The following is a 26,731-nucleotide window of genomic DNA, read 5'->3' as shown; positions in this document are numbered from 1 at the left end:
CGGGCATCCGCCGGGCGCGCGGCAAGGCCGGCTACCGCGAACTGGTCACACGTTCACCACCCGCGATCTGTGACCGATTCCCCAGAGAACCGAAAGGACCAAGGCGTGAGCCATGAAGGGCGCAGTGCGGACGATGCCGACCGCGAAGTCCACGAGGTCCGCGAGGCCCGGGAGGTGAAGACCCCTCGCGGTCACGGGCCGGTGTACGGACCGGCTTTACGTCGCCGGACCGTACTCGCAGCGACAGCCGGTGCCATGTCGATAGGAGCCAGTGCCATGGCAGAAGGAACGAGTGCGGCGGCGGAAGAGTCCCCCCGCCCGCACGGCGGCCCCGTAGAGGGGCTGACAGTGGAACACCGCACCGATCCCCTCGGTGTGGACGCCGACCGCCCGCGCTTCGGGTGGCGTACGCGGTCCGCCACCCGGGGCTGGCGGCAGGGGTCGTACCAGATCCTCGTCGCCGGCTCCCCGGACAGGCTGACCGCCGCGCGCGCCGACATCTGGAACAGCGGGCGGGTGCGCTCCTCGGACTCGGTGGCCGTCCCCTACGCGGGTGAGCCGCTGCGCGCCTCGACCCGCTACCACTGGACTGTCAGTGTCTGGGACGCCGAGGGCCGTACGGTCGGCACCGCGCCTCCCTCCTCCTTCGAGACCGGCCTGATGAGCACCGACGGTGTGGCCGGCTGGGACGGCGCGCAGTGGATCGGGATGAGGGGGAAAGCCCCCAACTCGGCCGGCGCCCCCATGCTGCGGAAGGAGGAGAACCTCAGGATCGGACGGCGTCGGCAGGTGCGCGAGGCGCGGCTGTACATCACAGCCCTCGGTGTGTACGAGGCCTACGTCAACGGTCACCGGGTGACGGTCGAACAGGACGGCGATCCCACGATCGAACTCCTGCCGCCGGGCTGGACGAACTACGACGCACGCGTCGACTACATGACGTACGACGTCACCGACCTCGTGCCGCGCGCACCCGACGTCACGCTCGCCGTCGTCCTGGGCAACGGCTGGTACAACGGGCGGGTCTCCGACGGCAGCACCTACTACTCGAAGGACGGCAACGCCCTCGCGGTCAAGGCGAAGCTGCTGATCCGCTACTCGGACGGGACGGCACAGACGGTCGTCACCGGGACGGACGGCGGCTGGAAGGCCACCGACACCGGTCCCATTCGGGCCGACGACATCTATGACGGCCAGACGTACGACGCCCGCGAGGAACTGCCGGGCTGGACCTCCCACGGGTTCGACGACGCCGCTTGGTCGGACGTGGAACGCGTCGCCTTCGAGGACAGGTACCCGGACGTGCGACTGCTCGCCTACCCGGGCGAGACCGCGCGTTTCATCGACCGCTGGGACCAGCGGCCGCGGTCGATCACCGTCGCCACCGGTGTGACGGGCCAGGACGGCAGCCCCAACGGCAGAGGGCGCATCGTCGTGGACCCGGCCCGTACGGTGACCGACCCCGCGAAGGCGGCCTCCGCCCCGGTCACCATCGGCAGCGGCGAGACCGCCGTCTTCGACCTCGGCCAGAACATGGTCGGCGTGGCCCGCTACGGCGTGCGCGGCCCGGCCGGCGCCGAGGTCGAGTTCAGGTTCGGCGAGATGCTCAACGACGACAGCGCCGGCGCGGACGGCCCCGAGGGTTCCGTCTACCGGGCCAACCTGCGCAGCGCCAAGGCCACCAGCACGTACATCCTCAAGGGCGACCCGCAGGGGGAGACCCATCAGGACTCCCTGACCTTCTACGGCTTCCGCTATGTGTCCGTCACGGCGTCGGAGACCGTCACGGTCACCCGGCTGACGGGCAAGGTCGCCACCTCCGCCGTCCGCGAGACGGGGACCGTCACGACGAACGATCCCGACGTCAACAAGCTGGCGAGCAATATCCGTTGGGGCCAGCGAGGCAACTACCTCTGGGTGCCCACCGACTGCCCGCAGCGCGACGAACGCCTCGGCTGGACCGGCGACACCCAGGTCTTCGCCACGACCGGCCTCTACAACGTGGACGCCGGTGTCTTCCTCAGCCACTTCCAGGACACTGTGGTCGACTCCCAGGCCATCTACGGAGCGGACAAGGCGCAGTACACCGGCGTCGCCCCCGGCGGACGCTACAACTTCCCCGGCGGCGGCAGCGGTTGGGCGGACTGCGGTGTCGTCCTGCCCTGGACCGTGTGGCAGATGACCGGCGACACCGCCATTGTCGAGCGCAACTGGCCGTCGATGACGCGCTACCTGGACTGGATCCGGCGGCAGACCGGCGACACCTACGCCGGGCAGGGATCCCTCACCGGCGACTGGCTCGCCCCGCAGAAGACCAGCGCCCAGCTGATGAGCGACGTCTACTACGGCTACTCGGCCCAGTTGATGGCGAAGATGGCCCGTGCGATCGGCCGGGCCGCGGAGGCCGCGGAGTACGAGCGGCTCTTCGGGCACATCAAGCAGGCGTTCATCACCAAGTACCTGAGCAGCGACGGCGGCCGAGTCACCGTCAGGTCCAGCCTGGGCGAGGCCTCTCCGATCGAACCGGGCTCCGATCCCCACCAGAAGACGGAGGACAACACCCAGAGCGCGTTGCTGTGGGTCCTCAAGCTCGGCTTCTACGAAACGGAGGCCCAGCGCCGCGCCCTCGTCGGCCATCTGGCGGACAACATCGGCAACGACGCGGCGTACAAGGAGGCGCACCCGGACAGCATCCGGGTCCGGTACGCCGAGAACACGCTGTCTGTCGGCTTCCTCGGCGTCAACGTCCTCGCCCCCGTCCTCACCGACGAGGGACGCGCGGACCTGGCGTACAAGCTGCTGCACCAGGACGCGCTGCCGTCCTGGCTGTTCTCGGTGAAGAACGGTGCCACCACGGTCTGGGAGCGATGGAACTCCTACTCCGAGGACGCCGGGTTCGGCCCGGTCGGCATGAACTCCTTCAACCACTACGCCTACGGCGCGATCATGGAGTGGATGTACGCCTACATGGCCGGCATCGCCCGCGACCCGGACAGCCCCGGCTTCCAGCGCTTCCTTCTCCAACCCCACCTCGATCCCACGGGGAAGATCACACGGGTCTCCGGCACCTACGAGTCGCCGTACGGCGAGATCCGGAGCGCGTGGGCGGTCGAGGGCGGGGGCAGGGCCCTGGCGTACGAAGCGGTCGTGCCCGCGAACAGTGAGGCCACCCTCCGCCTTCCGGCCGCCTCCGCCGGTTCGGTCCACGAGGGGCGTACCCCTTTGGCACGAGTGAGCGGTGTGCGGTTCCTCGGCCACTCGGACGGGGTGTCCACGTATCGCTTGCCTTCGGGCCGCTATCGGCTGACCGCCGACCTGCGCTGACGAGGGAAGGCGAGGCAGCGCTTTTTTTGCCGACGGCGCCGGTTCTGGCGACTCCCTCCGCGCCGCTGTCCGAGGTGGTCGGCGCTGATGGTGGCCCTGGCACGAAGCAGCCGGTTCGCAGAAGACCAGCTTCGGCTTGCGCCCGGCGCCGGCCGCCCTGCGGCGTTCCCCACCTCGTGCTTCGCGAAGTCCGGACTGCCCCGCGGGCCCAGGTCGGCTTCACAACTCACCCAACCCGCGCGGCCCTTGCTACGGCACGGACACATCAGCCGGAACCCCGCTGCGAGCGGCAACCGCCTCACATGGGCTCAACCAGAGCCGTCCGCCACGCCGGGCGCGGATCAGCCCCCACACTCGTCCAGTACTCCCGTCCGCGCACGATCCGTCCCTGCTGGACGGTCCAGAACGAGGCCGCACGGAACACGCCGAACTCGTCATGCGGCACCTCGACTTCGGAGACCACCTCGCTGCCGTCAGCCACGATCCGCAGCACCCGGATCGACCAGCCCCCCGGATATTCGCTGTTCACCGCGACGAAGTTCTTGTTGCCGACGATGCGCTCCGCGCTGATCGGCCACTCGACCACGACGTCCTCTGCGACCAAGTCGGCGACACCTGACCAATCGCGCGCCTGGATCCGATCCCACAATGCCTCAACCACTCCCGAAGGTTCCATGGGGGCACCCTTGCACGAGCCACTGACACCCCCCTTGGGAGCGCAGGGGCGAACCTGGCACACCGCCCCTCGAGCAGCCGCCCACACCGAAGACCGCAGTCAGCGACTCGACCTCGGCCTTGTTGTCCGCCAGTCCGACGACCGCCCGTACGACGATCCACAACAGGACGACCGCGCGGCGTCGCCGGACAGCGAACCGTCCCAGCCGGTAGAGAAAGGGGGCCACGGAGTTCCCCCGGGGGAAGGAAGAGGCCGTGGTACTCGGGAGGTACATCCGGCTCATTCTCGGGGCGCACAGGAGATCGCGCGGGCGGGAACACCGGCAGCGGGGGCGGCACGTCTGAAGTCCTGGCGTATCGAATGTCGTCATTCAAACGCTGAAAGGGCTCAGCGATCAGTGGTGCGCAGTCCGGCCAGCAGAACATCGAGCAGGTGCTCGGTTCGGTGAGGTGAGGCGCTGCTTGTGCGGGTGAGGAGTTGGTAGAGGACGGAGCCGATGAGAGCGTCGGCGACCGCTTCGAGGTCGGCGTCGGCGCGGAATTCGCCGCTCGTCACTCCCGCACGCAGACAGCTCACGAGGGCCTCGTGCTGCGCGCGGGTGTGGTGCCGATAGAGGCTTTCGGCGTCGTGCGGGCTCTCCGCGGCGGCAGCGGTCAAAGCCAGGATCATGGCCGCATGGCGCGGGTCGCCGACCCATTCGGCGTAGGCCCGGAACCAGGCAGTCAACTGCTGGGCGGGGCCGTCGGTGATGTGCTGGCCGGGCAGGCGGATGCCGGGCACGGCAGTGAGAAAGCTGTGCAGCACGGCATCGCCGACGAGGGTCGCCTTGGAGGACCAGCGGCGGTAGATCGTGGGTTTGCCGACCCTGGCCGTGGCAGCGACCTTCTCCATCGACAGACCGGCATAGCCGTCGCGCAGGAGGACTTCCCGCGTTGCGTCGAGGATGGCCTCGTCCCTGGCCGCGTCCCGGGGCCGCCCAGGCCGCCGCACCTCATCCATAGCGGCCCATCCTACGAGAGGTACACTCCACAATTACGAAACGGATAGTAACGTTATTGGAGGTGCCCATGGGTGCGAACGTGGTCGTCGTCATCGGTGCGGGCGGAATGGGACAGGCCATCGCCCGGCGCCAGGGCACGGGCAACAAGGTGCTGCTCGCCGACTTCAACGAGGAGACCCTCGCCTCCGTCGCGGATCTCCTGCGCGGGCAGGGGCACGACATCGTCACACAGACGGTGGACGTCTCCTCACGCCCTTCGGTCGCCGCTCTCGCGAACTCGGCGGCGCAGCTCGGCCCCGTCGCACAGGTCGTGCACACCGCGGGTCTCTCCCCCGTTCAGGCCCCCGCCGCCGCTGTCCTGAAGGTGGACCTCCTCGGTACGGCGTTGGTCCTGGAGGAGTTCGGGCGGGTCGTCGCGCCCGGCGGAGCCGGCCTGGTGATCTCCAGCATGGCCGGGCACATGCTGCCCGTCCCCCTCAGCACGGAGCAGGAGCAGGCTCTCGCCCACACACCCGCCGACGATCTGCTGGACCTGCCCTTCACCGATCCGGATGTCGCGGGACAGGGCGCCTATCCACTGGCCAAGTACGGCAACCGGCTGCGCGTCCAGGCCGCCAGCGCCCCCTGGGGCGAGAGGGGAGCCCGGATCAATTCCATCAGCCCCGGCGTGATCGCCACTCCCATGGGACAGCAGGAACTCGACGGCGACAGCGGCCAGATCATGCGCGCCATGATCTCCGCATCGGGAACCGGTCGCCTGGGCACTCCCGACGACATCGCCGAGGCCGCCGCCTTCCTGCTCGGCCCCGGTGCCACCTTCATCACCGGCAGTGACCTGCTCGTGGACGGCGGGGTCGTCGCGGCCGTCCACGCCGGCCGTCTCACTCCGGGCGCCTGACACGGAACACCCGGGGTCGGCGGCCCGCCCGACTCACCAGGTCCTGTCGGCCTGCTCCCGGACCGTGCGGTTGATCCGGTTGAAGAAGTTGGTCATCGCGATCTCCAGAGTGATCGCGCCCAGCTGCTTTTCGCTGAAGTGGTCGGCGGCGGCGTCCCAGATCTCGTCGGTCACGCCCGCCGCGCCGTCCTGGAGCCGGGTGGCGGCCTCGGTCAGGGCGAGGGCAGCCCGCTCCTCATCGGTGTAGAAGGGCGTTTCGCGCCACGCGACCACGTGGTGCAGCCGTTCCTCCGTCTCACCGGCGTTCGAGGCCCAGCGGGACCGGCTGCGCGCGGTCGCCCACCGCGTGCTCGGGTCGCACGCCGACGCCGACGCCGAGGACGTGGTCCAGGAGGCCTGGCTGCGGCTCTCCCGCCAGGACACGGCGACCATCCGCAACCTCGCCGGCTGGCTGACCACGGTGGTCGGCCGGATCAGCCTCGATGTCCTGCGATCGCGCCAGGCCCGCCCGGAGGCGTCCTACGACGACGGTCTGTCCGAGCTCGTGGTGATGCTCGACGACCATCCTGCTCCCGAGGACGACGCGGTGCTCGCCGACTCGGTCGGGCCCGCGCTCCTCGTCGTTCTGGAGTCGCTCGGGCCGGGCGAGCGGCTGGCGTTCGTGCTGCACGACCTGTTCGCGGTGCCGTTCGACGAGATCGGCCAGATCCTCGGCAGGTCCACCGCCGCCACCAAGATGCTCGCCAGCCGCGCCCGCAGAAAGGTGCAGACGATTGAGCGGCCGACCGCCGTCGGACGGGAGCAGCGAGAGGTGGTCCAGGCCTTCCTGGCGGCGGCTCGCCGCGGCGACTTCGAGGAGTTGCTGCGGGTACTCGACCCCGAGGTGAAACTGACCGTCGACACCCCGTCCGGCGTGGTCGTCACCCTCGGTGCCACCAAGGTCGCAGCCGGCGCGCAACTGTCCGCCGGCGCAGCCACTCAGGGGCGGACGGTGCTCGTCAACGGCCTCCCGGGGATCATAAAGCTCGCGCTGATGGACCTGCCGGATCCGGCGTGAGCCCCTGCCGAGGCAGTCGCCGCCGAGCGGCCACCTCATGCCCGCCGCCGGAGCGGGCGCCGTCGAACTCCTCGGCCTCGAAGCGGACAGCACCGCTGCCACCGCCACCTCGGCCGCCGTCAACGCCGGGGTCGGAGCGGCCTGCACCCGGGCCTCCGACCCCGCACTGTGCGAACCCACCCCACCTGGCGGCCTGCTCCTCGGTGCCCTCGGCGGCGGTCTCTCGGGCCTGTTCTCCGGTGGCTCGTCCACATCACTGTCGGCGGTGGAGGACTCTGCTTCGCAGCCTCGTCCCCTCCCCAACAAGACGGGCGATCCCGAGACCCTCGCCATGTAACTGGCCGAGGCAGCCGCGGCCGGAGTGGCTCCCGTCGCCACCCGTCGCTGCGCCTTCCCAGCAGCCCTGCACAACACACCCGTTATCCGGACCTGCCCGGAGGGCGGATCGTGCCGCTTGTCTTCTCAAGGTCCCCGCGCGTCAATGAGGGCCATACCTGACAGGCCGTCAGGAATGGAAGGTCCGTGCAGGAGGAGTGAAGCCATGAGACGTACGACGCGGAAGTTACGTGCCGCCGTATTGGCCGCCGTTTCCGCCACCCTGTTGGCCGGCACCGTGGCGCTGGCGCCCGGGGCGGGCGCGGTGACACCGGACCGGGCCTCGGCGCCGTACAACTGCGGGCAATGGGGCTTGTCCGACGCCGAGTTCACGGCCACCCAGTTGGGGACCTCGGCGACGATCACGGTCACCCTGCCCTCGATCACCGTTCCGCTCCCGGTCCAGGCGGACAGCCTCACCTCCACCCTGCAGCTCGCCAGGACCGACGGCTCGTGGCCGATCGCCTTCACCGGGCCCTTGGCCAACCCCACCCTCACCGTGGGTGACCCGCTCACCGTCGGCCCGCTCCACGCCTGGGTGACACCGGGCGACATCCTCGACTCCTGGGGCACCGGTTCCCAGCTGCGCATCCAGATCTGGGGGCTCACGATCATCTGCTCGCCGCGTGCTCCGCTGTTTCCCGGGCCATTCGTCTTCTGACACGGGCGGCACCGTCGTCGCCGGCCGCTGCGAGCCGTTCCCGGGACAGGGAGTTGTCGCTGAGGTCGAGGGAGCCGAGGTCACCGTGGCCGTCGGGCGTGGTGTCGATGTTGAGCCGGGCACGGCGGGATGGACGCGCCGATAGGCATGGGAGTGCCCCTGTCACGGCTCCCGCTTCGCCCCGGACGGCGAGGCGCTCCATGGCCCGGGGAACGACGCCGTTCGGTCGTCGCTCCCCGGGGCCCCGGTGAGGCCGTTGGCCTCAGACTGCGATCTCCCTGCCGGAGGAGTCCCAGGCGCGGACCGTGTCGATGTGACCAGGAGGAGCAAGCGAGTTCGCGCCGTCACTCGGAGCGCACCGAGGCGGGCGGGGAACCCGCCGGGGCCAGGTGATCCATGTCCGTGAGTTCCCCGGCGGGAACGTCGCGTGGCCGCAGCCCGACGATCAGGCCGGCGATCACCACGCCGATCCCCAGCCATACCGTCGGCCCTGGCACGCCGGTGCCCGAGACGGTACCGACGGCCGCCGCCGCCAGTGGCGCGATACCGGTGAGCAGTCCGGCCCGCCCGGCCCCGACGGAGCGTACCGTCGAGTACCACAGTACGAAGGCGACCGCCGTCACCATCAGCGCCAGGTAGCCGACTGCCGCCCACTGGGCGCCCGACAACTCCCGTGCGGCCGAAGGCCCTTCCCGCGTCGCGCCGAGCACGGCCAGCAGCACCCCGCCCAGCCATGTGGCGTGCACGGACACCCCCCACGGGGTGTGCCGTGGCAGTACCGGCACCGCGAGCAGCGTGAACCCGGCCTCGCAGCCCAGGGCGAGCGCCGCCCAGGCCACCCCGACGGCATCGGTACGGCCGGTTCCCTCCACCAGCACCGCGCCCGTCATGACGACCGGCGCCGCCAACAGGACCTGCCGGCTCGGCCTGCGCCGCTCCAGCAGCGGGCCCACCACCCCGAGAACCAGCGGTACGCACGCCACCGCGACGGCGACCACCGCGGGCTCCGCATGCGCGACGCCCCGGACGACGGCCACGTTGAACAGCACCAGACCGGTGACCGCGAGCCCGGACAGCCACAGCCACTCCCGTCCCCGTGGCCACACCGGGCGGGCACCGGCGAGGTGGGCGACGACCACGAGGATCGCGGTCGCGGCCGCGTACCGGACGGCCTGGGCGGTGAACAACGGGGCGTCGACGAGGGTGTGCGAGATGGTGACGCTGCTGCCGACGAGCGCCATCCCGACCATCCCCGGGACAAGCTGGGCGAACGGAGCGGAAGGTGTGTCCATGCCGTCCACCCTGCCCTCACAATGGACGCCATGGGCAGGTCCACAAAGCCATCGTTCGAGAGGTCCAAAAGGCCACACCCGACGGCCGCCCCGGACGCCGGCGCGCCCGTCGGCTCGGACTTTCTTCAGCTGGACGTCAGCCAGGCGCCGCCCGGCGGGCGTACCGCCTGGCTCGCCGAGCGGCTGCGGTCGGCCATCGCCGACGGCCGGCTGCCCGTCGGAGCACGGCTGCCCGCGAGCCGCGTGCTCGCCGAAGAGCTGCGTGTCACCCGGGGTGTGGTCACCGAGGCCTACCGGCGGCTCGCCGAGTCCGGTCAGATCGCCGGTCGCGGCCGGCTCGGAACGGTGGTGGTGGCGGCTCCCGCGGCGCCCCGCGACCGCGACCGCGCCCGCGGCGCGGCGGGAGCCGGGCCCGCGCTCTTCGGCTCGGCCGACCGCGAGGGCGTCGTCGACGCGCTGCGTGCCCTGTCCTGCCGGATCGATCTCTCGCCGGGTGTCCCCGACCTCGCCGCCTTCCCCCGCACCGAGTGGCTGCGCGCCGAGCGTGCCGTCCTCGCCGGTGTCACCCCGGCCGACTTCGGCTACGGCGACCCCCGGGGCGCCCTCGCCCTCCGGCGGGCCGTGGCCGGCTGGCTGGCCCGCAACCGCGGCATCCGCGCCGACCCGGACGAGGTGGTGGTGGTCGCGGGGGTGGCACAGGCGCTCGGTCTGCTCGGGCAGCTCCTGCGAGCGGACGGGATCCGCCGTATCGCCGTCGAAGACCCCGGATCCCTGGGAGCACGCCAGCAGTTGGAATATGGGGGCCATGCGATCGTCCCCGTCCCGGTGGACGCCGGCGGCCTCGACGTCGGTGCGCTGCGTGCCAGTGGTGCTCGTGCGGTGCTGCTGACTCCGGCCCACCAGTTCCCCACGGGTGTCGTCCTCGACGGGGAACGCCGTCGCCAACTGCTGAGCTGGGCGGCCGAGGGCGGTGTGGTGATCGAGGACGACTACGACGCCGAGCACCGTTACGACCGGCCGCCGGTACCGGCGCTGCGTTCGCTGACACCCGAGGGCGTCTGCTACGCGGGCAGTGTCTCGAAACTGCTCGCACCCGCGCTTCGGGTGGGCTGGCTCCTCGTACCGCCGGGCCGGCTGGACGCCCTCGTGACGGCCAAGCGGTACGCGGACCTCGGGAACGGCATCCTCACCCAGCTGGTCCTCGCCCGGCTGATGGACTCGGGCGACCTGGAACGGCATCTGCGCCATGTCCGGCTGCGCCACCGTCGACGCCGGGATGTGATGCTGCGGGCCGTCGAGGCACACCTGCCGGGTGCCCGCGTCCACGGAGCGGCCGCCGGCCTGCACCTGATGGTCACCTTCGGCGAGCCGCGCGGCGGCTTCCGTGACACCGACCTCGCCGCGGCCACTCTCGCACGGGGGGTCAAGGCGCATCCGCTGTCCTGGCACCGGATCAGCCCCGGTCCTCCGGGCCTGGTACTCGGCTACGCGGCGGGCCCCGCCCATGAGATCGAGGAGGGCGTCGCCGTCATCGGCGCCGCCCTGCGCAGCCTGAACCCCGGCAGGACCCGCGTCGGCGGGGTCGTACTCAGAGATGGATGACCCGCTTGCCCCGGACGTTGCCCGAGCGGGCGTCGGCCACGGCGGCGGGGGCGTCGGCCAGGGGGATCTCGGCGTCGATGGTGATGCGGAGTTTTCCGGCGGCGGCGAGGTCGGCGATGGCTTCCAGCTCGGCCCGGCTGGGGCTGCTGGAGAGGTTGATACCGCGGATCTCGCGGACGGCCAGGGCGTCGGGGTCCGCGGCGTGGTTGGTGCTGATGAGGATGCCGCCGGGCCTGAGCAGGCCTGCCAGGACGTCGGCGCCGTTGCCGCCGGGGCGGCTGATCAGGTCGAGGACGGCGTCGATGCCGTCGGGATGGGAGGCCAGGACCTGCTCCGCCGCGGGTGCGGCGGTGAAGTCGATGGTCTCGTCGGCGCCGAGGGAGTGGAGGTGGTCGGCGATGTCGGGTGTGGCGGTGGCCAGCACCCGGGCTCCCTGGTGGGCGGCGAACTGGATCGCGGACTGGCCGACGCCTCCGGAGGCACCGTTGACGAGGATGACGTCTCCGGTGTCCAGGCGTGCGGCCTCGATGGCCTGGTAGGCGGTGACGCTGGCGGTGGGCAGCGCCGCGGCGACGGAGAAGTGCAGGTCGTCGGGCATGCGGGCGATCTTGCCGACCTCGAAGGCCAGGGCGTACTCGGCGTACGAACCGCGTCCGTGGGCGACGTTCATGAACTGGCCGTAGACGGTGTCGCCGGGCCGGAAGAGGTTCACGCCGTCGCCGATGCGCTCGACGACACCGGCGCCGTCCGAGCCCATCACGAGGGGGAAGGCGTGCTCGACCGCGCCCTTGAGGGCTCCGTCGGCGACCTGCCAGTCGAAGGGGTTGAGCGCGGCGGCATGCAGGCGGACCAGCACTTCTCCCGGCCCCGGCTCCGGCACGGGCAGGTCGGCGAGATGCGGCTCCGCGCCGAAGCCGGTGATCACGACGGCCTTCACGACTGCTCCCAGGTGACCGTGAGTTCGCCCCGGCGGCCGAAGCGTTCCAGGTGGCCGCCCACGACGTCCTGGATGGCGGTGAGCGTGGACGCGTCGGGCGCGGTCACGCGGATCAGCAGGTGGTCCTCTCCGGGCTGGAGCAGAACGTCGGTCTGCTCGAAGGTGAGGCGATGCCACCCTTCGGGGGTCTCCTCGACGGGAACCTTCCGGCCGAAGTGCGAGGTGAGCTGCTTGGCATAGCGGGGGGCGGCGTCGGTGACGGCGCGGCCGAGGGAGGTGGGCATGGCGGAACTCCGGGGTGAGAGCGAGGGGATGGGCGAAGCCTGTGTTTTAATTTTGAAGCATACCGCGCCGATGCCGGTGTCCCGCGCCCGGCGCCCTCTCGGATCACCGCAGCACGACTGGCCCCGGAGCCGTCAGCCCTTGATCGCTCCGGTGAGTACACCGGTCCTGAAATGTTTCTGCATGAACGGATAGACCACGAGCAGGGGGACGAGGGTCAGCACCACCACGGCCATCTGCAGTGACAGCGGAGCGGTCTCCGCGTGGGCGTTGCCGAAGCCGCTGTTGACGGAACCCGGCAGGCCGTTGCCACGGTTCACGTACGTCAGGAGCACGTACTGGAGGGGCCACTTCTGGCTCTCCGTGGGCATGTAGAGCATGACGTTGAAGAAGGCGTTCCAGTAGCCGACCGCGTAGAAGAGGGTGATCACCGCGGTGACGGCACGGGAGGTGGGCAGCACCACCGACCACAGGATCCGCCAGTCACCGGCCCCGTCCATGCGGGCGGCGTCGATGAGCTCCGCCGACGTGCCGGAGTAGAAGGTGCGCAGGACGAGGATGTTGAAGACCGAGACCGCGCTCGGGAGGATCAGGGACCAGTACCGGCCGTAGCCGCCGAGGCCGGTGACCACCAGGAAGGTGGGGATCAGACCGCCGCTGACGAACATGGTGACGACCAGCAGCGTCAGGATCGGCCGGTGCGCGTAGGAGCGCGCGCGGGACAGCCCGTAGGCGCACAGCACGGACACCACCATCGAGACGGCGGTGCCCACGATCGTGATGCCCAGGCTCACCAGCACGGCGGTGCGCACGGTCGGGTCGGCGAGCATCTCCCGGTAGGCGGACACCGTGAGGCCGTCGGGCCGGATCACCAGGCCGCCGGCCCGGTTGACGGCGGCCTGCGTGGAGAAGCTGGTGACCACGATGATCCACAGCGGTACCAGGACGATGGCGACGACCAGCGTGAGAGCGGCGCTCTTGCCCGTGGTTCCGGCCGCCGACGGTCGCTCGGCCCACACGGGGCGTTTGCCGCTGCGCTGTCGCAGCGGAACGGCGGTGCTCATGTGCGGTACAACCCGTCCTCCCCGAAGACGTGCGCGAGTCTGTTCGCTCCCCAGATCAGCAACAACGAGATGACGCTCTTGAAGAGCCCCGCGGCCGCTCCGTAGCTGTAGTTGTTGGTGGCGATGCCGTAGTAGAAGGAGAAGGTGTCGAGGACGTCCGCCGCGTTGTGGCCGACGGCCACCCGCTGGAGCAGGAGTTGCTCGAAGCCGACCGTGAGCGCGTTGCCGAGGCGCAGCACCAGCATCAGTACGATCACTCCGCGCATCCCGGGCAGGGTGATGTGCCACATCCGGCGCCCGCGGCCGGCGCCGTCCACCGTGGCGGCCTCGTACAGATGTGTGTCGATGGCGGCGAGCGCGGCGAGGAAGACGATGATGCCCCAGCCCGCCTCCTTCCAGACCGCCTGGGCGCTGACCAGCAGGGCGAACGTGTGCGAGTCGGTCATGATGTCCCAGGTGCCGACGTCGTGCTGCCGCAGGAACTGGTTGAGCACGCCGGCCCCGCCGAGCATCTGCTGGAAGATCGTGATCGTCAGCACCCACGAGAAGAAGTGGGGAAGGTAGACGATCGACTGGATGAGATTGCGCAGCCGTTCGCTGAGCACGGTGTTCAGCAGCAGGGCGAGGACGATCGGGATCGGGAAGAAGAGGATCAGCTGGACGAAGCTGAGGTACAGCGTGTTCTTCAACGCGGCCCAGAACAAGGGGTCCTGGAAGAGCGTGGTGAACTGCTCCAGGCCGGCCCAGGGGCTGTGCCGGACGCCGACCAGGGGGTCGTAGTACTGGAAGGCCGTGATCAGGCCGAACAGCGGTCCGTAGTTGAAGATCAGGAGCAGCACGACGGCCGGGATCGTCATGATGACCAGGGACCTGTCCCGGCGCAGCCTGATCCGCCAGTGGAGCTTGACGTGCGCCGCGGGCGGCCTCTTCGCCGTCTTCTTCCCGGCCTTCGCGGGGGCCGTGGTGGTCACGTTTGCGCCCCCCTCACTGACCGGTGCCGTACTTCTCCAGGACGTTGGTCGTCAGCCACCTCTTGAGCCGGTCGCCGCTGCTCTTCCAGGCGGAGATCGCCGCCTGGACGTCGGAGACCTTCTGTTTGCCGTGACAGCAGTCCTTGATGGTGTCCTCGACCGACTGCGCCGCGTCCGCGGTGGCGAGAGAGGACGGCAGGGAGATGTTCATGTTCCAGAACACCGGCTTGTACAGGTACTTGACGTTGGCGGCCTGCCAGGCGGTGAAGTCCTTGGTCACCTGGTCGGCTCCGGGGTTGCTGACCACCTGTGGGCACGAGGCCAGGAACGAGTACGTCTGGGGCTGCACGTACTTCTTGCCGGCGTCGGTGAAGGTGGGGACTCCCTCGGCCATGGTGTGGTGGACGCCCTCGACCCCGAAGTTCACCATGGTGTACTCGGCCGAACCGTAGGGAGCGGCCAGGTAGTCGGCCACCGCCAGCAGCTCCTCGATCCGGTCCTTGCTCAGCCTCTTGTTGAGATAGCTGACGACGCCGGTGGAGTTGCCCAGAAAGAGGCTCGGCCTGGAGTTGCCGTCGGCGGAGAAGACGTCGAACGCACCGCGGCGGTAGTTCTTGTCGGCCGCCGAACCGGACTGCTGGTCGGAGAGGTTCCAGGCTCCGGTGCCGCCGCCGGAGACGAGAACCTTCCCCGAGTAGAAACGGGTGGCTGCGGAGGCCTCCTGTCCTGCCAGGGCATCCGGGTGCACATAGCCGGACTTGGCGAGCCCGTGGTGCCAGTCGAGCGCATCGAGGAACTCGGGCGTCTCGTACTTGTTGATCAGCTTGCCGTCCTCGACCTTCCACTTGTTGGGCACACCCCAGAACGGGAACAGGTAGGTCCACACGTCGTCGAACGCCCAGACCCCGCGCTTGGCGTCGGTCAGTTCCCTGCCGAGCCGGAACAAGTCGTCGGCGGACGTGATCTGTTCGGCGGTGATGCCCTTGGCCTCCAGGGCGTCCCGGCGGTAGAAGGTGGTTCCCGCGACGACACAGCTGCTGGAGTAGGACGGGATGCCGTAGATCTGGCCGCCATTGTTGTCCCAGGCGCCCGCCTGCCAGGCGCCGCTGGGTATGGCGGCCAGGTTCGGATACTTCTTGATCCTGTCTCCGGCCAGGTACGGAGTGAGGTCGGCGAGCTGGGTGCCGGCCAGACCGCCGGTGTTGAAACCGGAGTTCCACCAGGCCGGCAGCTGGATCCAGTCGGGCAGCTTCCTGGCCGAGGTCATCGTGGGGACGATGGTGAGGTAGTTGTTGCCGTCGGTGGGTTTGATCTCCAGGTCGACACCCAGGGCCTTGTTCATGGCCTGGTGGAAGGAGTTGTCGGGGGAGGGGATGGTGCCCCACAGCGGAGTGACGGCCGTGTAGCTGCCGCCCCTGCCCGGAACTCCGTCGACCGTCCGGGCCCGCTGGGCCGGGTAGGTCAGGAAGCCGGGGTCGGTGGCGATCTCGGCGCGGCCGGCGACCGACGGGATGTCCGGCTTGATCGAGTCGTCGGGCACGAAGGCCGGGAGCGCGGCCTTGAGCCCCTTCTTCGTGCTGGCTCCGCCGGTGTTCCGCGCACCGTCGCCGCAGGCGGACAGCAACGGCGCCATCGCGGCCGCACCGGCGACGGCCGCGGCCGTACTCAGGAGGGTTCTGCGGTTCATGTCATGAGTCATGGCTGGGCTGCTTTCGCCAGTGCGAACCGAGGGTTCAGCGAGAGGGGGGACCGACGAGGTCAGGCAGTCGTGCCGGTGACGGTGCTGCCCGTCCTGGTGACGTGGTACGTGGCCGAGGCGCCGCTCCAGAAGTGGAAGGTGAGCGTCACCCGGGAGTCGTCCTGCAGCGAGGTGAAGAAGTCGGAGGTCAGCTTGATCGAGCCGCCGGTGTACGCGGTGAATGCGATGTCCCACTGCTGGTAGGAAGTCCAGCTCGCGGGGCCCGCGTTGCTCCCGTCGTCGTACCTGGCCTCCATGGTCGCGAGCTTGTCCCCGCGGAACTCGGTGGGGATGCTCAGGCCGGTGGTGCTGCCCGAGGCGTTCGACAGGAGCGGAGTGTCGTAGGTGATCACGTCGATCCGCCACGGGACACCGCGGGAGAACCGGGCCTCCAGCGTTGCGTTGACCCCGTACGACCTGTCGCCCGCCAACTCGCCGAGCGTGGCGGCCGCCAGCGTGAGCTGGTTGCCGGAGACGGTGTAGTCCTGGCCTCGTACGAGGCTGCGGGAGCCGTGGCGTAGGCCCTGGAAGTCGGTGCCGTTGGTGTTGAGGGTGAGCGTCTGGCTGGTGATGGCAGCCGACTTGGCGAGGAACACCATGTCGCTGGAGGCGGTTCCCGAGCGTGTGGTCCAGCTCGACTTGATCTGGGCGAAGAGCTCCGGGTCCCGCCACTGGAGAGTGTCGCGGTTCAGGAACTGACCGGCGTCCCACAGCATGGTGGTGAGCTTCCGTCGGCGCGCGTAGTCGCCGAGGAACTCGAAGTACTTGAGCTGCTCACCGCGTTCGATGATGCCGGGGCGATTGTGGTCGTAGGCCAGCAGTGCGTACTCCCCGATGATGACCGGGATGCCGCGCGTGACGAAGGTGCCGTACGCCCGGTCGAAGGTGGCGGTGAGATCCTGCTCCGAGGTGGCGTCGAACCGGGTGTAGCCGGCGATGTTCACGCTGAACGGCCACCAGCCGTAGAAGTGGATCGTCGTGGCGACCATGGGATCGCGCAGGGAGGTCAGCTCGGTGGCCAGCGCGTCCAGCCGGCCCTGGTCGGCGTTCGTGTACAGAGTGGGCAGGACGAGCAGACGTGTGGCGTTCCTGCCGCCGGACTCGCGGACGATGCGATGGAACACCCGGTTGAGCTCGGCCAGCAGCCGGTAGTTCTCGTCGTCGCCCGAAGTGCCGCTGAACGTCGGCTCGTTGATGCTCTCGAACACGAGCCTCGACGGCTCGTCACGGAACTCCGCCGCGATCTGGGTCCAGGTGGCGCTGTAGCGGGCGAGCACGGCGTCGTGGTCCGTCGAGAGGTTGTTGACCCACATCCACGAGTCGTGGTGCATGTTGAGCAGCACGTACAGGCCTTCGTCCAGCGCCATGTCGGTGACCTGCCGGACCTTCGCCGTCCAGGCCGGGTCGATCGCGTAGCCGGGCGCGGCGCCCTGGTGGATGCCCCAGGTGACGGGCAGGCGGATGCTCTTGAACCCCTGCGACCTGACCTTCTTCAGGAGCGCCCTGGTCACCGGCGGGTTGCCCCAGGAGGTCTCGTCGGGGATGGCGTCGTAGGTGTTGCCGAGGTTCCAGCCGGGCTGCATGGCCGCCACCATGCTGCGGGCGGCCGGGGCGCTCGGCGGGGGGACGGGCGGATCGTCGGCCTGCGCGGTGGCGGGCAGCAGCGGGAGCAGGACGACCGCCAGCAGCAGTGCCGTCAGTCTCCGCGGGAGGAATCGTGCCAGTCTCCTCGTCATCACGTGCACCTTCCGGTTGAGGGAGCGGTGGCGCGGGCCCTTCGGACGGGCCTCTCGGTGAAGGAAACTTTCGCTGTACGCGGCGGAGAAAGTAACATGCAGATGTGCTCGGGGCCACAGGTCTGTCGGTAAGAGATGCCAGAATGACCGGGCACACCCATACGACCCGGGAAGGCGACCTTGGCGGACTACGCGGCTGACGGGCCGGCGGACAAGGACGGCGGCCAGGGCGACCTGTCCCGGCCGGTCACCATCGCGTTCATCGCCGAGTCGGCGGGGGTCTCCGTCCCGACCGTGTCCAAGGTGATCAACGGAAAGTCGGGGGTCTCCGCGGACACACGCGCCCGGGTCGAGGCACTGGTCAACGAGTACGGCTACCGCAAGCCCACGGGTGCGGGCCGGAACAACGTCGTGGAACTCGTGTTCCGGGAGCTCAAGCACATGTGGGCGGTCGAGATCATCCGGGGCGTCGAGCGGGTGGCCCGTCGGCACCGGGTCGGTCTCATGGTCTCCGAGTTCGGGCTGCACGACACCGCCGAGCCCACCTGGGACGACACCGTCTCCAGACGTCCCAACTGCGTCCTGTCCGTGGCCCAGCTCTCCGAGGCCGAGCGCGAGCAACTGAAGGCGAAAGGGATCCCGTTCGTCGTCTTCGACCCGGCCACGGAACTGCCCGACGACGTCCCGTTCGTGGGCGCCACCAACTGGTCCGGAGGCCGGGCCGCGACCCGCCATCTCACCGGACTCGGGCACCGCCGCATCGCCATGATCGGCGGCCCTGAGGACCAGCTGTACTGCTGTGCCCGGCTGGACGGATACCGCTCCGCGATGCAGTCCGCCGGTCTGCCGGTCGATCCGGAACTCGTCGTGCACGCCCCGCTCACCGGTGAGGACGGCTGCGAGGCGGCCCGTTCCCTGCTCGCCCTGCCCGAACGCCCGACCGCGATCTTCACCGCGAACGATCTGCAGGCGCTGGGCGTGTACCAGGCGGCGCGCGAGGCCGGCCTGCGGATTCCGGACGACCTCAGCGTCGTCGGATTCGACGACCTGCCGGTCGTGGCCTGGGTCGACCCGCCCCTGACCACCGTCCACCAGCCGCTGACCGAGATGGCCGCCGCCGCGACCGAGATGGCGCTCACGCTCGGTCGTGGTGAAGAGGCACCGCAGGTCGGGCTGGAGATCGCGACGACCCTCACCGTCCGCGGCAGTACGGCTCCGCCCAGGAACTGAGGGGCGCGCAACGCGACCGTTGACCGGTGACGGCGGCCGTCACTAGCCTCCCTCAGGAAACTATCCGAGCAAGAGGGCAGAAACTTTCGCTCCTCTCGTGAGACTGGAAAGTCCCCGCCGCCTCGCGGACGATGAACGCCGTCTCCACTCCACCCGCCTCGGTCGCATCCTTGGAGGAGCTCATGCGGAGGTTGGTCCACAGGTATCGCGCCCGGCTGATCGGGCCGGCAGTCGCGGTGTCGCTGGCCGTGGCCGGTTCGGGTGCGGCTGTCACACCGTCGGCGCAGGCGGCTCCTACGGCGGTCAGCGCGTCGGTGTCCGTCGAGGCGGGCCGCGCGCTGGCGCAGATCCCGGCCGCCGGTGTCGGGATGAACGTCGCGGTCTACGACGGCAACATGAACCACACGGCCGTCCCCGGGCTGCTCAAGGACGCCGGCACCGGGATGGTCCGCTACCCGGGCGGCAGCTACGCCGACGGCTACCACTGGCAGTCGCACACCGTGGAGGGCGGCTACGTCGCACCCGGAACGGAGTTCGACACCTTCATGGGCACGGTACGAGCCGCCGGAGCACAGCCGATCATCACCGCCAACTACGGCTCGGGTACGCCCGGGGAAGCGGCGGCCTGGGTGCGGTACGCCAACGTGACCAAGGGCTACGGCGTCAAGTACTGGGAGATCGGCAACGAGGTCTACGGCAACGGCCTCTACGGCGCGACCTGGGAAATCGACCACCACGCCAGCAAGACCGCCACGACGTACGCGACCAACCTGGTGCAGTACGCCACGGCCATGAAGGCCGTCGACCCGTCCATCAGGATCGGCGCGGTGCTGACCACCCCGGGGGCGTGGCCGGACGGCATCACCGGGCCCGGTGACTCGGCGGACTGGAACCGCACGGTCCTGTCGATCGCCGGATCGAGGATCGACTTCGTCATCGTGCACCACTACCCGATCGGCAACAGCCAGGCGGATCTGCTGGGCAAGCCCCAGGCCGAGATCCCGACCATGGCCGCCACCCTGCGCTCGCTGATCAACCAGTACACCGGGAGCAACGCGCCCAACGTCGGCATCGCGGTGACGGAGGTCAACGCGAACGCCTACAAGAACACCTCCCCGAACGGTCTGTTCGCGCCGGACGAGTATCTGACCTGGATGGAGAACGGCGCGTTCACCGTCGACTGGTGGAACCTGCACAACGGCACGGACTGCGCTCATGTGACCACGGTCGAAGGCGCCACGGACTACGACGACGGAGGAATACTCTCCAGCGGCGCCTCCTGCGAGCCGCCCCTGAACACCCCCTTCCCGCCGTACCACGGCACCCGGATGATCACCAAGATGGGTGCGCCGGGCGACACCCTGGTCCGGGCCACCGCGTCGACCTCCCTGGTCTCCGCACACGCCGTACGACGGACCAACGGCGACCTCGGCGTCATGCTCATCAACAAGGACCCCGCCAACGACGCGACGGTCACCCTGTCCTACAGCGGCTTCACCCCGTCCTCGGCCACCCCGACGGTGTACTCGTACCTCAAGAACGCCACATCGATCGGCTCCGCGACGACGGGCAGCGCAACCCGCCAGACCGTACCCGCCTACTCGATCGTGGTCGTCCAGCTCCACCGCTGAACCAACCCACCTACGACGTAAGGATTCGATGAGGGTGTCGAGCAAGCCCGAGAAGGCCAACACCATCGACAACCCGGTGATCCCGGGCTTCTACCCCGATCCGTCCGTCTGCCGGGCGGGTGAGGACTACTACCTGGCCTGCTCCAGCTTCGAGTACTTCCCCGGAGTGCCCGTCTTCCACAGCCGGGACCTGGTGCACTGGACACAGATCGGCAACGCCCTCGACCGGCCGAGCCAACTGCGCCTGCCGCTCGACGCGCCTTCTTCGGGCGGGATCTACGCACCCACCCTCCGCCACCACGACGGCCGCTTCTGGCTGATCGTCACGAATGTGAGCGGCGACGGCAATCTGCTGTTCACGGCCACCGACCCGGCCGGCCCCTGGTCCGATCCCGTCCGGCTGACCGGAGTGCACGGCATCGACCCGGACCTCGCCTGGGACGACGACGGCAACTGCTGGTGCACCACCGCCGGCGTCGGGCAGATCCGCATCGATCCCCACACCGGGGAGACCTCCGGCCCGTCGCGCCGGCTCTGGTCCGGCAGCCCCGGCGCCAAGGCCCCGGAGGCGCCGCACCTCTACCGGATCGGCGACTACTGGTACCTGCTCATCGCCGAAGGCGGCACCGAGCGCTGCCACAGCGTCTCGATCGCCCGTGCCCGTACGCCCACCGGCCCGTTCGAGCCGTGCCCGGCCAACCCGATCCTGACCCACCGGGGCACCGACCACCCCATCCAGAACACCGGCCACGCGGACCTGGTGCAGGCGCCCGACGGCTCATGGTGGATGGTGCTGCTCGGCGTGCGCCCCGGCGGGGGCACGCCGGGGTGGCACGGACTGGGGCGGGAGACGTTTCTCGTGCCGGTCGACTGGGCCGACGACTGGCCGGTCGTCGGTGAACTGTCGGCCACCATGCCCGCGCCGCCCTGGCCGCTGCGGCCCCAGGCCGGCACGCCGGACCGGGAGGACTTCGACCTGAGTGAACTGGCCCCGCACTGGGTGTCGTTGCGGCACCGGCCGCCGGAGGTCTGCACCACCAAGGAGAAGCCCGGCTGGCTCACGCTGCACGCCCGCGGCGGATCACTGGACGACACCGACGTGACGTTCGTCGGACGGCGGCAGCAACACACGTCATGCCGCGTGCGAGCCCTGGCCGACGTGGCGGACGGCGGCGGTGGCCTGGCGGTCCGCCTGGACGAGCAGCATCACTACGACATCGTGGCCACGCCCGGTGAACTGCGAGTGAGCGCCCGCATCGGTCCGCTGAACACGGTGGTCGCGTCCCGGCAGACGCCCCCCGGACCTGTGGTTCTCCGTATCGAGGTTGCCGCCGTGCACACGGTGAACGACGCCCGCACCGGCCCGGACACCGTCACCATCGGCTTCGAGGAGGCGGACGGCACCTTCGTCGAACTCGCCTCGCTGGACGGGCGGTACCTCACCACCGAGGTCGCCGGCGGCTTCACCGGCCGGGTGATCGGCATGCTCGCGGGCGCCGGCTCCGTCCACTTCGACTGGTTCGAGTACCAGCCGGTCGACCGCTGACCGGGCCAACACGAGCACGACGGTCTCCGCCGACCACTCCTCAGACGACCGTGAGCACGATCTTGCCCTGGATATGTCCTCGGGCGGCGCGTTCGTGCGCCGCCCGGGCATCCGCGAGCGGAAACGTGCTGTCTATCGCGACGCGAACCGTGCCCGCGTCGAGCAGGTCTCCCAGTTCGGCGAGCTGCGCGCCGTTCGAGCGGACCTGGGTGCCCGAGACCGTGACGCCCAGTTTCGCGGTCTCCTCGTCGTCGTATTCGGCGAAGAACACGGGGAACAGGGCGCCGCCGCGCTTGAGCGTGCGCAGGAAGCGACTGCTGTCGCGGCCACCGACGGTGTCGAGAACGAGGTCGACGTCGTGCACGAGTTCCTCGGGACGGCTCCTGGTGTAGTCGATGAACCGGTCGGCGCCGAGCTCGCGCAGGAACGCTTCATGCCCGCCCGATGCCACCGCGACGACCTGTGCGTCCTTCCATTTCGCCAGCTGTGCCGCGAAGTGCCCCACGCCGCCCGCGGCGCCGTTGATGAGCACCGTCGTGTCGGCGTCGAGTGCCGTCGGGCGATGCCGCGCCGCCTGGAAGGGCGACGGGTGATCGTGCCCGAGCTCGATCAGGAACTGCCACGCCGTCAGTCCGGCCATGGGCGCCCCGGCGGCGTGCACGTGATCGATGCCGGCCGGCTTGCGTGCGAGGTCCGACGCGGGCGCCGCCACGTACTCGGCGTATGCGCTGCTGTCGAAGCTGGGAAAACGGAGGAGACCGAAGACCTCATCACCGACGGAGAGGCCGTCCACATCCGCGGCGATGGCCTCGACGACACCCGACACGTCCGTCCCCGGAGTCACGGGCAGGCTGAACTTCGGCCTCTTCTCCGGAGGCACGTTGGTCAGCCCGTCGCGCAGGTACCAGTCCGGAGGATTGACGCCGACCGCGTGGACGCGAACGAGCACCTCACCCGGCTTCGGATCGGGAATCGGTACCTCGTCGTAACGCAGCACCTCAGGGCCGCCGTGCTCATGCAGCCGGATCGCCCTCATCGTGTGTGTCGGCATCGTTTCCTCCTGCTCCCGTCGCGGGATACGCTCAACGGATCAGTGATCCGGTTATCCGGATCACTGATCCGAATATATGGATCACTGATCCGGATAGTCAAGAGGGGCAGATGCGGGCCGACGCCAGGAAGAATCACGACCACCTGCTCGCAGTCGCGGGCGCCGTCATCACCGAGCAAGGCGCCGACGCGTCGATGCGTGACATCGCACGCAGAGCCGACGTAGGGCTCGCCACGCTGCTCCGTCACTTCCCGACACGGGAGGCGCTGCTCGAGGCCTTGCTTCGCACGAGCTTCGACGAGCTGACGGCAACGGCAGGCACACTCGAGACGTCGAGCTCGCCCGAAGACGCTCTGGTGTCGTGGCTCCGCGACTTCGTCGCATGCGCGCACAACTATCGCGGCGTCGTGGCGTTGATGGTGACTGCCATTGAGGACCCGCAGTCCGCACTGCACGCTTCGTGCGTCACGATGCGAGCGGCCGGCACACGACTCCTTGCCCGCGCTCAGGCCGAGGGCAGGGCGCGAACCGACATCGACGGCACCGACCTGTTCGCGCTGGCCGGGTCGCTCGCGTGGCTGGGCGATCAACCCTCGCTCGCGCCACGCCTCGATCATCTCCTCGATGTCGTCGTGAGCGCGATCCTGACAAACCCAGCGAGCACCGGTCCCTCGGGGGAACGCCGCCCTCGGGCCCGTAGCTGAAATCGTCGCGCATGCGGAACACCGTTCAGGGCCGGTTGCCGTCGGCCGTGCGGCCCCGGACGACAACCGGCCGCCATCTCACACAAGGACTCACCATGACGACCTTCGCCCTCGTCGGCGCCGGCCCAGGCCTCGGTCTCGCCGCCGCCCGACGGTTCGGAGCCGCGGGCCACACCGTGGCGCTGATCTCCCGCAGCGCCGAGCACCTGGAGGGCCTCGCGGCCGAGCTGGTCCGTGACGGCGTCCAGGCCCGGGGCTTCGCCGCCGACGTCCTGGACCCCGCGTCCCTGACCGCAGCCCTGCGGACAGTGGCCGAGGCCCTCGGACCCGTCGAGATCCTCCAGTACAGCCCCGCGCCCCGCGCCGACTTCATGAAGCCGGTTCTCGGCACGAGCGCCGACGACCTCGAAGCCCCCCTCGCCTTCTCCGTCAAAGGCCCCGTCACCTGTGTGAACGCCGTCCTGCCCGGCATGCGTGCCCTCGGCCGGGGCACCCTACTGTTCGTCAACGGCGGCACCGCCGTACGCCCTCGCCCCGACCGGGCCGGCACCTCGATCGCCTTCGCCGCCGAGAGCGCCTACGCCCGCATGCTCCACGACACGCTCGCCCCGGAGAACATCCACGCCGCGCAGCTGATCATCCCGGGAGCCGTCCGGCCGGACGCCGAGCACAGCAGCCCCGAGGTCCTGGCCGAGCGCCTGTACGACATCCACCACCGGCGGAACGGCTTCCGCCACTACGCCGAGCCCCTGCCCGACTGACCCTTCGGCATCCCGGTGCCCTTCGTCAGGCGTAACGCTTGACGAGCGCCTCGGCCAACGCGGCACCGTCGGCCGCCGCTAAGAAGGGCGCGGTGCTCGGCCTGCCAGAGGTAGTGGCGGTCGGGCAGGGCCGCGGGGCCGCCCCTGAGCTCGAAGCGGTGGCCTTCGAGGGTGAGGGCACCGGTCACCTCATTGATCTTGGCGTTCGCGCCCTGGACGTAACCGAACCAGCGGACCGACACCCGGCGCCGCTGCGCAGGTCAGGGCAGCCGGGGAAGGACGTCCCGAGCGGTGTGACTGAGGATGCGCAGATTCTCCGCGAACCGCTCGCGGTCCGCCTCGGGCAGCGGGGCCACGAAGTACCGCTTGATGTTCTCCACATGGATCACGGACGCGCGGACCGTCGTCTCCTCGCCCAGCGGGGTGAGCCGCACCAGCTTTCCGCGCCGGTCGGCAGGCGATTCCACGCGCGTCACGAGCCCCGCTGCCTCCATACGGTCCACCAGCCGGGTGACCCCGCCGGTGGTGAGCACCTGCTCCTGGGCGATGGCCCGCATCGGAAGCCCCGGCTCGCCCGCCCGCCCCAGGATCAGCAGCACCTCGAACACGAGATGGCTGATGCCGCACTCCTCCTCGAGCGCCCGCCCGAGGATGTACTCCAGCCGGTTGGCCGCCCCTTGCAGCCGTCCGAACGCCAGGATGAGGCCGTGGTCGGCGGCCTCCCTCGCCGTGTTGATACCCGCCTGATCGCTCAAGTCCGCGCCGTTCCCTTCACCGTCCCGCTCACACCGTACCGATCATGCCTCGTGTACGACGCGGTCGTGCCCCCACTGATCCGCAGCGGGCTCCGGCCGTGACCGACCTCCTCAAGGCCGGCGCAGCAGGCGTCGGACTCGGGAGCGCAAGGACGGCCGGGGCGACACGTTGAGCGCGGTGAGGATCAGCGCCCGCTCCTGCGGGGTGGCCCCGCGGGCGGTGGAGAGGGCCCGGTCGGTGACCGGCAGGACCAACTCACCGCGACACGGGATTTGTTCGCCCCGCCCGGCGTGCGCGCAACGGACGAACCGCCTTTCCCGGACGCCGGGGCCTGGCACGATGGGGGAATTCTTCAGCGCCGTACACCGGGGGAGAGTGGTGAAGAAATCGCAGAGCGCGCGTCCGGCTCCGACGGGTCGCGGTCGCAGGACCGACTGGGCGGGCATCGGGACGACGTACGACACGGGTTCGCGCCCGCAGGCCGCCTGGCTGTGGCAGGCGCTTGCGCACTGGGGCGCCGACCACGGGGACCCGGAGACGGGGCGGCAACCGCGCAACGCCGCGGTCGCGCAGTGGATCGGCGTCGGCCCGTCCTCCGTGTCGGCCTGGCTGGGCGGCAGGTTGAGCAAGGCCGAGTGGTAGGAGATCGTGCGCGACCGGGTGGGCTGCGGCCCGGCCACCTGCCCTTCGCCGTACGCCGACGCCGGCGAACTCACCAGGAAGCACGAGGCCGCGGTGCGGGAGGCGGGGCAGACCCGCAAGCCCGCGAACGGGCCCGCACCGCGCGATGCCGCCCGCCCCTTGAAGGACGAGGTGCGTGCCGCACTGCGCAGGGTCACGCTCGCCGACCGGCGGACCGTACGCGCGTGGGAGGCCGTCGTACCCCTGCTGGACGACCCGGACCGGGCGGTCGTCCATCTGCGGGACGTGTTCGTGACCCACACCTGCCGCACCTCTGCCGCCGGCTGGCCGCCGAGGGGCACCACCGGGCGGCGCGCGGACTGCTGATCAGTGTCCTCGACTTCACCGACGGGGTCCAGCCGCCGGGCAAGGGCTGGCGCGAGGGACTCGCCAACGACTGGCGCCCGTACCTCCGCGTCATCAGTCTGGAGGACCGGACGCGGCTCACCGACACCATCCTCGACTTCGCCCGCCGGGACATCGCCTTCGGCAAGCAGCTGATGGAGGTCGCCGCGCAGAGCCTGGGAGACATCTCGCCGGAGCTGTACGCCCTCATGCGCGACCCCGGGACACCGCCCGCGCTCATGTCGGCTCTGCGGGGTACGGCGTCCTGGGCGGGCCGCGCGGGCAACGGCGCGGCGTGGCCGGAGGTCTTCACCGACGAGACATGAGCGGCCCGGGCCTGGACCTCACTCGGCGGGGAGCCGCCGGGCCAGGTCTCCTCCGGCCGCACCTGTGGCACGGTTGCGTGGTCGTGT

The 26,731-nt window shown here is 70.0% G+C and carries 24 protein-coding genes and 2 pseudogenes; 13 read left to right on the top strand and 13 right to left on the bottom strand.

Going from position 1 to position 26,731, the window contains the following annotated elements:
* Window positions 1-276 precede the first annotated feature (276 nt).
* Window positions 277-3,324 (top strand): alpha-L-rhamnosidase, encoded by a 3,048-nt coding sequence (locus ACFPIH_RS38115; RefSeq protein ID WP_381184168.1) that lies wholly within the window; start codon window positions 277-279, stop codon window positions 3,322-3,324.
* 298 nt (window positions 3,325-3,622) lie between these two features.
* Here ACFPIH_RS38115 and ACFPIH_RS38110 read toward each other — a convergent pair whose 3' ends face one another.
* Complete coding sequence (locus ACFPIH_RS38110) at window positions 3,623-4,000, bottom strand: nuclear transport factor 2 family protein (protein ID WP_381184171.1); 378 nt, start codon at window positions 3,998-4,000, stop codon at window positions 3,623-3,625.
* A gap of 387 nt (window positions 4,001-4,387) precedes the next feature.
* The gene (locus ACFPIH_RS38105) at window positions 4,388-4,999 is read right to left on the bottom strand and encodes a TetR/AcrR family transcriptional regulator (RefSeq protein ID WP_381184174.1); all 612 of its coding nucleotides are present in this window, start codon (window positions 4,997-4,999) and stop codon (window positions 4,388-4,390) included.
* A 68-nt stretch (window positions 5,000-5,067) separates the two neighbouring features.
* On the opposite strand from ACFPIH_RS38105, the gene ACFPIH_RS38100 reads away from it, so the two are divergent.
* Window positions 5,068-5,898: an SDR family oxidoreductase gene (locus ACFPIH_RS38100; RefSeq protein WP_381184176.1), complete on the top strand. Its 831-nt coding sequence runs from the start codon at window positions 5,068-5,070 to the stop codon at window positions 5,896-5,898.
* A 33-nt stretch (window positions 5,899-5,931) separates the two neighbouring features.
* On the opposite strand, the pseudogene ACFPIH_RS38095 reads toward ACFPIH_RS38100, so the two are convergent.
* A pseudogene (locus tag ACFPIH_RS38095) lies at window positions 5,932-6,210 on the bottom strand (carboxymuconolactone decarboxylase family protein); the annotation flags it as partial.
* A gap of 34 nt (window positions 6,211-6,244) precedes the next feature.
* On the opposite strand from ACFPIH_RS38095, the gene ACFPIH_RS38090 reads away from it, so the two are divergent.
* The 3 genes from ACFPIH_RS38090 (at window position 6,245) to ACFPIH_RS38080 (ending at window position 7,991) form a co-directional block, all read left to right on the top strand.
* Window positions 6,245-6,955, top strand: a complete 711-nt coding sequence (locus tag ACFPIH_RS38090) for a sigma-70 family RNA polymerase sigma factor (RefSeq protein ID WP_381184179.1) — start codon at window positions 6,245-6,247, stop codon at window positions 6,953-6,955.
* A 37-nt stretch (window positions 6,956-6,992) separates the two neighbouring features.
* Entirely contained in the window at window positions 6,993-7,292 is a 300-nt protein-coding gene (locus ACFPIH_RS38085; protein WP_381184181.1) for a hypothetical protein, read from the top strand.
* Between the two features lie 204 nt (window positions 7,293-7,496).
* On the top strand, window positions 7,497-7,991 hold the full coding sequence (locus ACFPIH_RS38080) for a hypothetical protein (protein ID WP_381184184.1): 495 nt from the start codon (window positions 7,497-7,499) through the stop codon (window positions 7,989-7,991).
* Window positions 7,992-8,335: 344 nt separating this feature from the next.
* On the opposite strand, the gene ACFPIH_RS38075 is transcribed toward ACFPIH_RS38080, so the two are convergent.
* Window positions 8,336-9,283, bottom strand: coding sequence for a DMT family transporter (locus ACFPIH_RS38075; protein WP_381184185.1), 948 nt, complete (start codon window positions 9,281-9,283; stop codon window positions 8,336-8,338).
* 21 nt (window positions 9,284-9,304) lie between these two features.
* Between ACFPIH_RS38075 and pdxR the strand changes: the two genes are divergently transcribed.
* Window positions 9,305-10,885, top strand: a complete 1,581-nt coding sequence (gene pdxR / locus ACFPIH_RS38070; RefSeq protein ID WP_381184188.1) for a MocR-like pyridoxine biosynthesis transcription factor PdxR — start codon at window positions 9,305-9,307, stop codon at window positions 10,883-10,885.
* On the opposite strand, the gene ACFPIH_RS38065 is transcribed toward pdxR, so the two are convergent.
* From ACFPIH_RS38065 to ACFPIH_RS38040, 6 genes are all read right to left on the bottom strand, one after another.
* On the bottom strand, window positions 10,872-11,822 hold the full coding sequence (locus ACFPIH_RS38065; RefSeq protein ID WP_381184191.1) for an NADP-dependent oxidoreductase: 951 nt from the start codon (window positions 11,820-11,822) through the stop codon (window positions 10,872-10,874). The two genes, pdxR and ACFPIH_RS38065, sit on opposite strands and share 14 nt — an antisense overlap.
* Entirely contained in the window at window positions 11,819-12,106 is a 288-nt protein-coding gene (locus tag ACFPIH_RS38060; RefSeq protein WP_381184193.1) for a DUF2218 domain-containing protein, read from the bottom strand. The genes ACFPIH_RS38065 and ACFPIH_RS38060 overlap by 4 nt, the downstream gene beginning before the upstream one ends.
* A gap of 132 nt (window positions 12,107-12,238) precedes the next feature.
* The gene (locus ACFPIH_RS38055) at window positions 12,239-13,168 is read right to left on the bottom strand and encodes a carbohydrate ABC transporter permease (RefSeq protein WP_381184196.1); all 930 of its coding nucleotides are present in this window, start codon (window positions 13,166-13,168) and stop codon (window positions 12,239-12,241) included.
* The gene (locus ACFPIH_RS38050) at window positions 13,165-14,139 is read right to left on the bottom strand and encodes an ABC transporter permease (protein ID WP_381184199.1); all 975 of its coding nucleotides are present in this window, start codon (window positions 14,137-14,139) and stop codon (window positions 13,165-13,167) included. The genes ACFPIH_RS38055 and ACFPIH_RS38050 overlap by 4 nt, the downstream gene beginning before the upstream one ends.
* Before the next feature lie 13 nt (window positions 14,140-14,152).
* A complete protein-coding gene (locus ACFPIH_RS38045) occupies window positions 14,153-15,826 on the bottom strand; it encodes an ABC transporter substrate-binding protein (RefSeq protein ID WP_381184202.1) in 1,674 nt (557 codons plus the stop codon).
* 71 nt (window positions 15,827-15,897) lie between these two features.
* The gene (locus ACFPIH_RS38040; RefSeq protein WP_381184205.1) at window positions 15,898-17,613 is read right to left on the bottom strand and encodes a cellulase family glycosylhydrolase; all 1,716 of its coding nucleotides are present in this window, start codon (window positions 17,611-17,613) and stop codon (window positions 15,898-15,900) included.
* Window positions 17,614-17,793: 180 nt separating this feature from the next.
* Here ACFPIH_RS38040 and ACFPIH_RS38035 point away from each other — a divergent pair, with 180 nt between their 5' ends.
* From ACFPIH_RS38035 to ACFPIH_RS38025, 3 genes are all read left to right on the top strand, one after another.
* Complete coding sequence (locus tag ACFPIH_RS38035) at window positions 17,794-18,843, top strand: LacI family DNA-binding transcriptional regulator (RefSeq protein ID WP_381184208.1); 1,050 nt, start codon at window positions 17,794-17,796, stop codon at window positions 18,841-18,843.
* A 182-nt stretch (window positions 18,844-19,025) separates the two neighbouring features.
* The gene (locus tag ACFPIH_RS38030; protein WP_381184211.1) at window positions 19,026-20,474 is read left to right on the top strand and encodes a cellulose-binding protein; all 1,449 of its coding nucleotides are present in this window, start codon (window positions 19,026-19,028) and stop codon (window positions 20,472-20,474) included.
* 28 nt (window positions 20,475-20,502) lie between these two features.
* Window positions 20,503-22,020: a glycoside hydrolase family 43 protein gene (locus tag ACFPIH_RS38025; protein ID WP_381184214.1), complete on the top strand. Its 1,518-nt coding sequence runs from the start codon at window positions 20,503-20,505 to the stop codon at window positions 22,018-22,020.
* 40 nt (window positions 22,021-22,060) lie between these two features.
* Here ACFPIH_RS38025 and ACFPIH_RS38020 read toward each other — a convergent pair whose 3' ends face one another.
* Entirely contained in the window at window positions 22,061-23,071 is a 1,011-nt protein-coding gene (locus tag ACFPIH_RS38020) for an NADP-dependent oxidoreductase (RefSeq protein WP_381184216.1), read from the bottom strand.
* A 110-nt stretch (window positions 23,072-23,181) separates the two neighbouring features.
* Between ACFPIH_RS38020 and ACFPIH_RS38015 the strand changes: the two genes are divergently transcribed.
* Both ACFPIH_RS38015 and ACFPIH_RS38010 read left to right on the top strand, forming a co-directional pair.
* Complete coding sequence (locus ACFPIH_RS38015) at window positions 23,182-23,775, top strand: TetR/AcrR family transcriptional regulator (RefSeq protein ID WP_381184218.1); 594 nt, start codon at window positions 23,182-23,184, stop codon at window positions 23,773-23,775.
* 95 nt (window positions 23,776-23,870) lie between these two features.
* Window positions 23,871-24,536, top strand: a complete 666-nt coding sequence (locus ACFPIH_RS38010; protein ID WP_381184221.1) for an SDR family NAD(P)-dependent oxidoreductase — start codon at window positions 23,871-23,873, stop codon at window positions 24,534-24,536.
* 74 nt (window positions 24,537-24,610) lie between these two features.
* On the opposite strand, the pseudogene ACFPIH_RS38005 reads toward ACFPIH_RS38010, so the two are convergent.
* Window positions 24,611-24,721 (bottom strand): annotated as a pseudogene (locus tag ACFPIH_RS38005) (MBL fold metallo-hydrolase); the annotation flags it as partial.
* A 75-nt stretch (window positions 24,722-24,796) separates the two neighbouring features.
* The gene (locus ACFPIH_RS38000; protein ID WP_381184224.1) at window positions 24,797-25,291 is read right to left on the bottom strand and encodes a MarR family winged helix-turn-helix transcriptional regulator; all 495 of its coding nucleotides are present in this window, start codon (window positions 25,289-25,291) and stop codon (window positions 24,797-24,799) included.
* 379 nt (window positions 25,292-25,670) lie between these two features.
* Here ACFPIH_RS38000 and ACFPIH_RS37995 point away from each other — a divergent pair, with 379 nt between their 5' ends.
* Both ACFPIH_RS37995 and ACFPIH_RS37990 read left to right on the top strand, forming a co-directional pair.
* Window positions 25,671-25,934 (top strand): hypothetical protein, encoded by a 264-nt coding sequence (locus tag ACFPIH_RS37995; RefSeq protein ID WP_381184226.1) that lies wholly within the window; start codon window positions 25,671-25,673, stop codon window positions 25,932-25,934.
* A 224-nt stretch (window positions 25,935-26,158) separates the two neighbouring features.
* Complete coding sequence (locus ACFPIH_RS37990; protein WP_381184229.1) at window positions 26,159-26,644, top strand: hypothetical protein; 486 nt, start codon at window positions 26,159-26,161, stop codon at window positions 26,642-26,644.
* Window positions 26,645-26,731 lie beyond the last annotated feature (87 nt).

Origin of the sequence: Streptomyces vulcanius (assembly GCF_042653945.1) — a bacterium.
GTDB lineage: Bacteria > Actinomycetota > Actinomycetes > Streptomycetales > Streptomycetaceae > Streptomyces > Streptomyces mangrovi.
The sequence above is the reverse complement of the archived record's forward strand: the minus strand, read 5'-3'. Positions and strand labels throughout refer to the sequence as shown.

Bases quoted from the DNA above. Each gene is read 5' to 3' on its own strand.
- ACFPIH_RS38115 (WP_381184168.1), top strand. From the start codon at position 277: ATGGCAGAAGGAACGAGTGCGGCGGCGGAAGAGTCCCCCCGCCCGCAC.
- ACFPIH_RS38110 (WP_381184171.1), bottom strand. From the start codon at position 4,000: ATGGAACCTTCGGGAGTGGTTGAGGCATTGTGGGATCGGATCCAGGCG.
- ACFPIH_RS38105 (WP_381184174.1), bottom strand. From the start codon at position 4,999: ATGGATGAGGTGCGGCGGCCTGGGCGGCCCCGGGACGCGGCCAGGGAC.
- ACFPIH_RS38100 (WP_381184176.1), top strand. From the start codon at position 5,068: ATGGGTGCGAACGTGGTCGTCGTCATCGGTGCGGGCGGAATGGGACAG.
- ACFPIH_RS38085 (WP_381184181.1), top strand. From the start codon at position 6,993: ATGCCCGCCGCCGGAGCGGGCGCCGTCGAACTCCTCGGCCTCGAAGCG.
- ACFPIH_RS38080 (WP_381184184.1), top strand. From the start codon at position 7,497: ATGAGACGTACGACGCGGAAGTTACGTGCCGCCGTATTGGCCGCCGTT.
- ACFPIH_RS38075 (WP_381184185.1), bottom strand. From the start codon at position 9,283: ATGGACACACCTTCCGCTCCGTTCGCCCAGCTTGTCCCGGGGATGGTC.
- pdxR (WP_381184188.1), top strand. From the start codon at position 9,305: ATGGACGCCATGGGCAGGTCCACAAAGCCATCGTTCGAGAGGTCCAAA.
- ACFPIH_RS38060 (WP_381184193.1), bottom strand. From the start codon at position 12,106: ATGCCCACCTCCCTCGGCCGCGCCGTCACCGACGCCGCCCCCCGCTAT.
- ACFPIH_RS38055 (WP_381184196.1), bottom strand. From the start codon at position 13,168: ATGAGCACCGCCGTTCCGCTGCGACAGCGCAGCGGCAAACGCCCCGTG.
- ACFPIH_RS38045 (WP_381184202.1), bottom strand. From the start codon at position 15,826: ATGAACCGCAGAACCCTCCTGAGTACGGCCGCGGCCGTCGCCGGTGCG.
- ACFPIH_RS38040 (WP_381184205.1), bottom strand. From the start codon at position 17,613: ATGACGAGGAGACTGGCACGATTCCTCCCGCGGAGACTGACGGCACTG.
- ACFPIH_RS38030 (WP_381184211.1), top strand. From the start codon at position 19,026: ATGCGGAGGTTGGTCCACAGGTATCGCGCCCGGCTGATCGGGCCGGCA.
- ACFPIH_RS38025 (WP_381184214.1), top strand. From the start codon at position 20,503: ATGAGGGTGTCGAGCAAGCCCGAGAAGGCCAACACCATCGACAACCCG.
- ACFPIH_RS38020 (WP_381184216.1), bottom strand. From the start codon at position 23,071: ATGCCGACACACACGATGAGGGCGATCCGGCTGCATGAGCACGGCGGC.
- ACFPIH_RS38015 (WP_381184218.1), top strand. From the start codon at position 23,182: ATGCGGGCCGACGCCAGGAAGAATCACGACCACCTGCTCGCAGTCGCG.
- ACFPIH_RS38010 (WP_381184221.1), top strand. From the start codon at position 23,871: ATGACGACCTTCGCCCTCGTCGGCGCCGGCCCAGGCCTCGGTCTCGCC.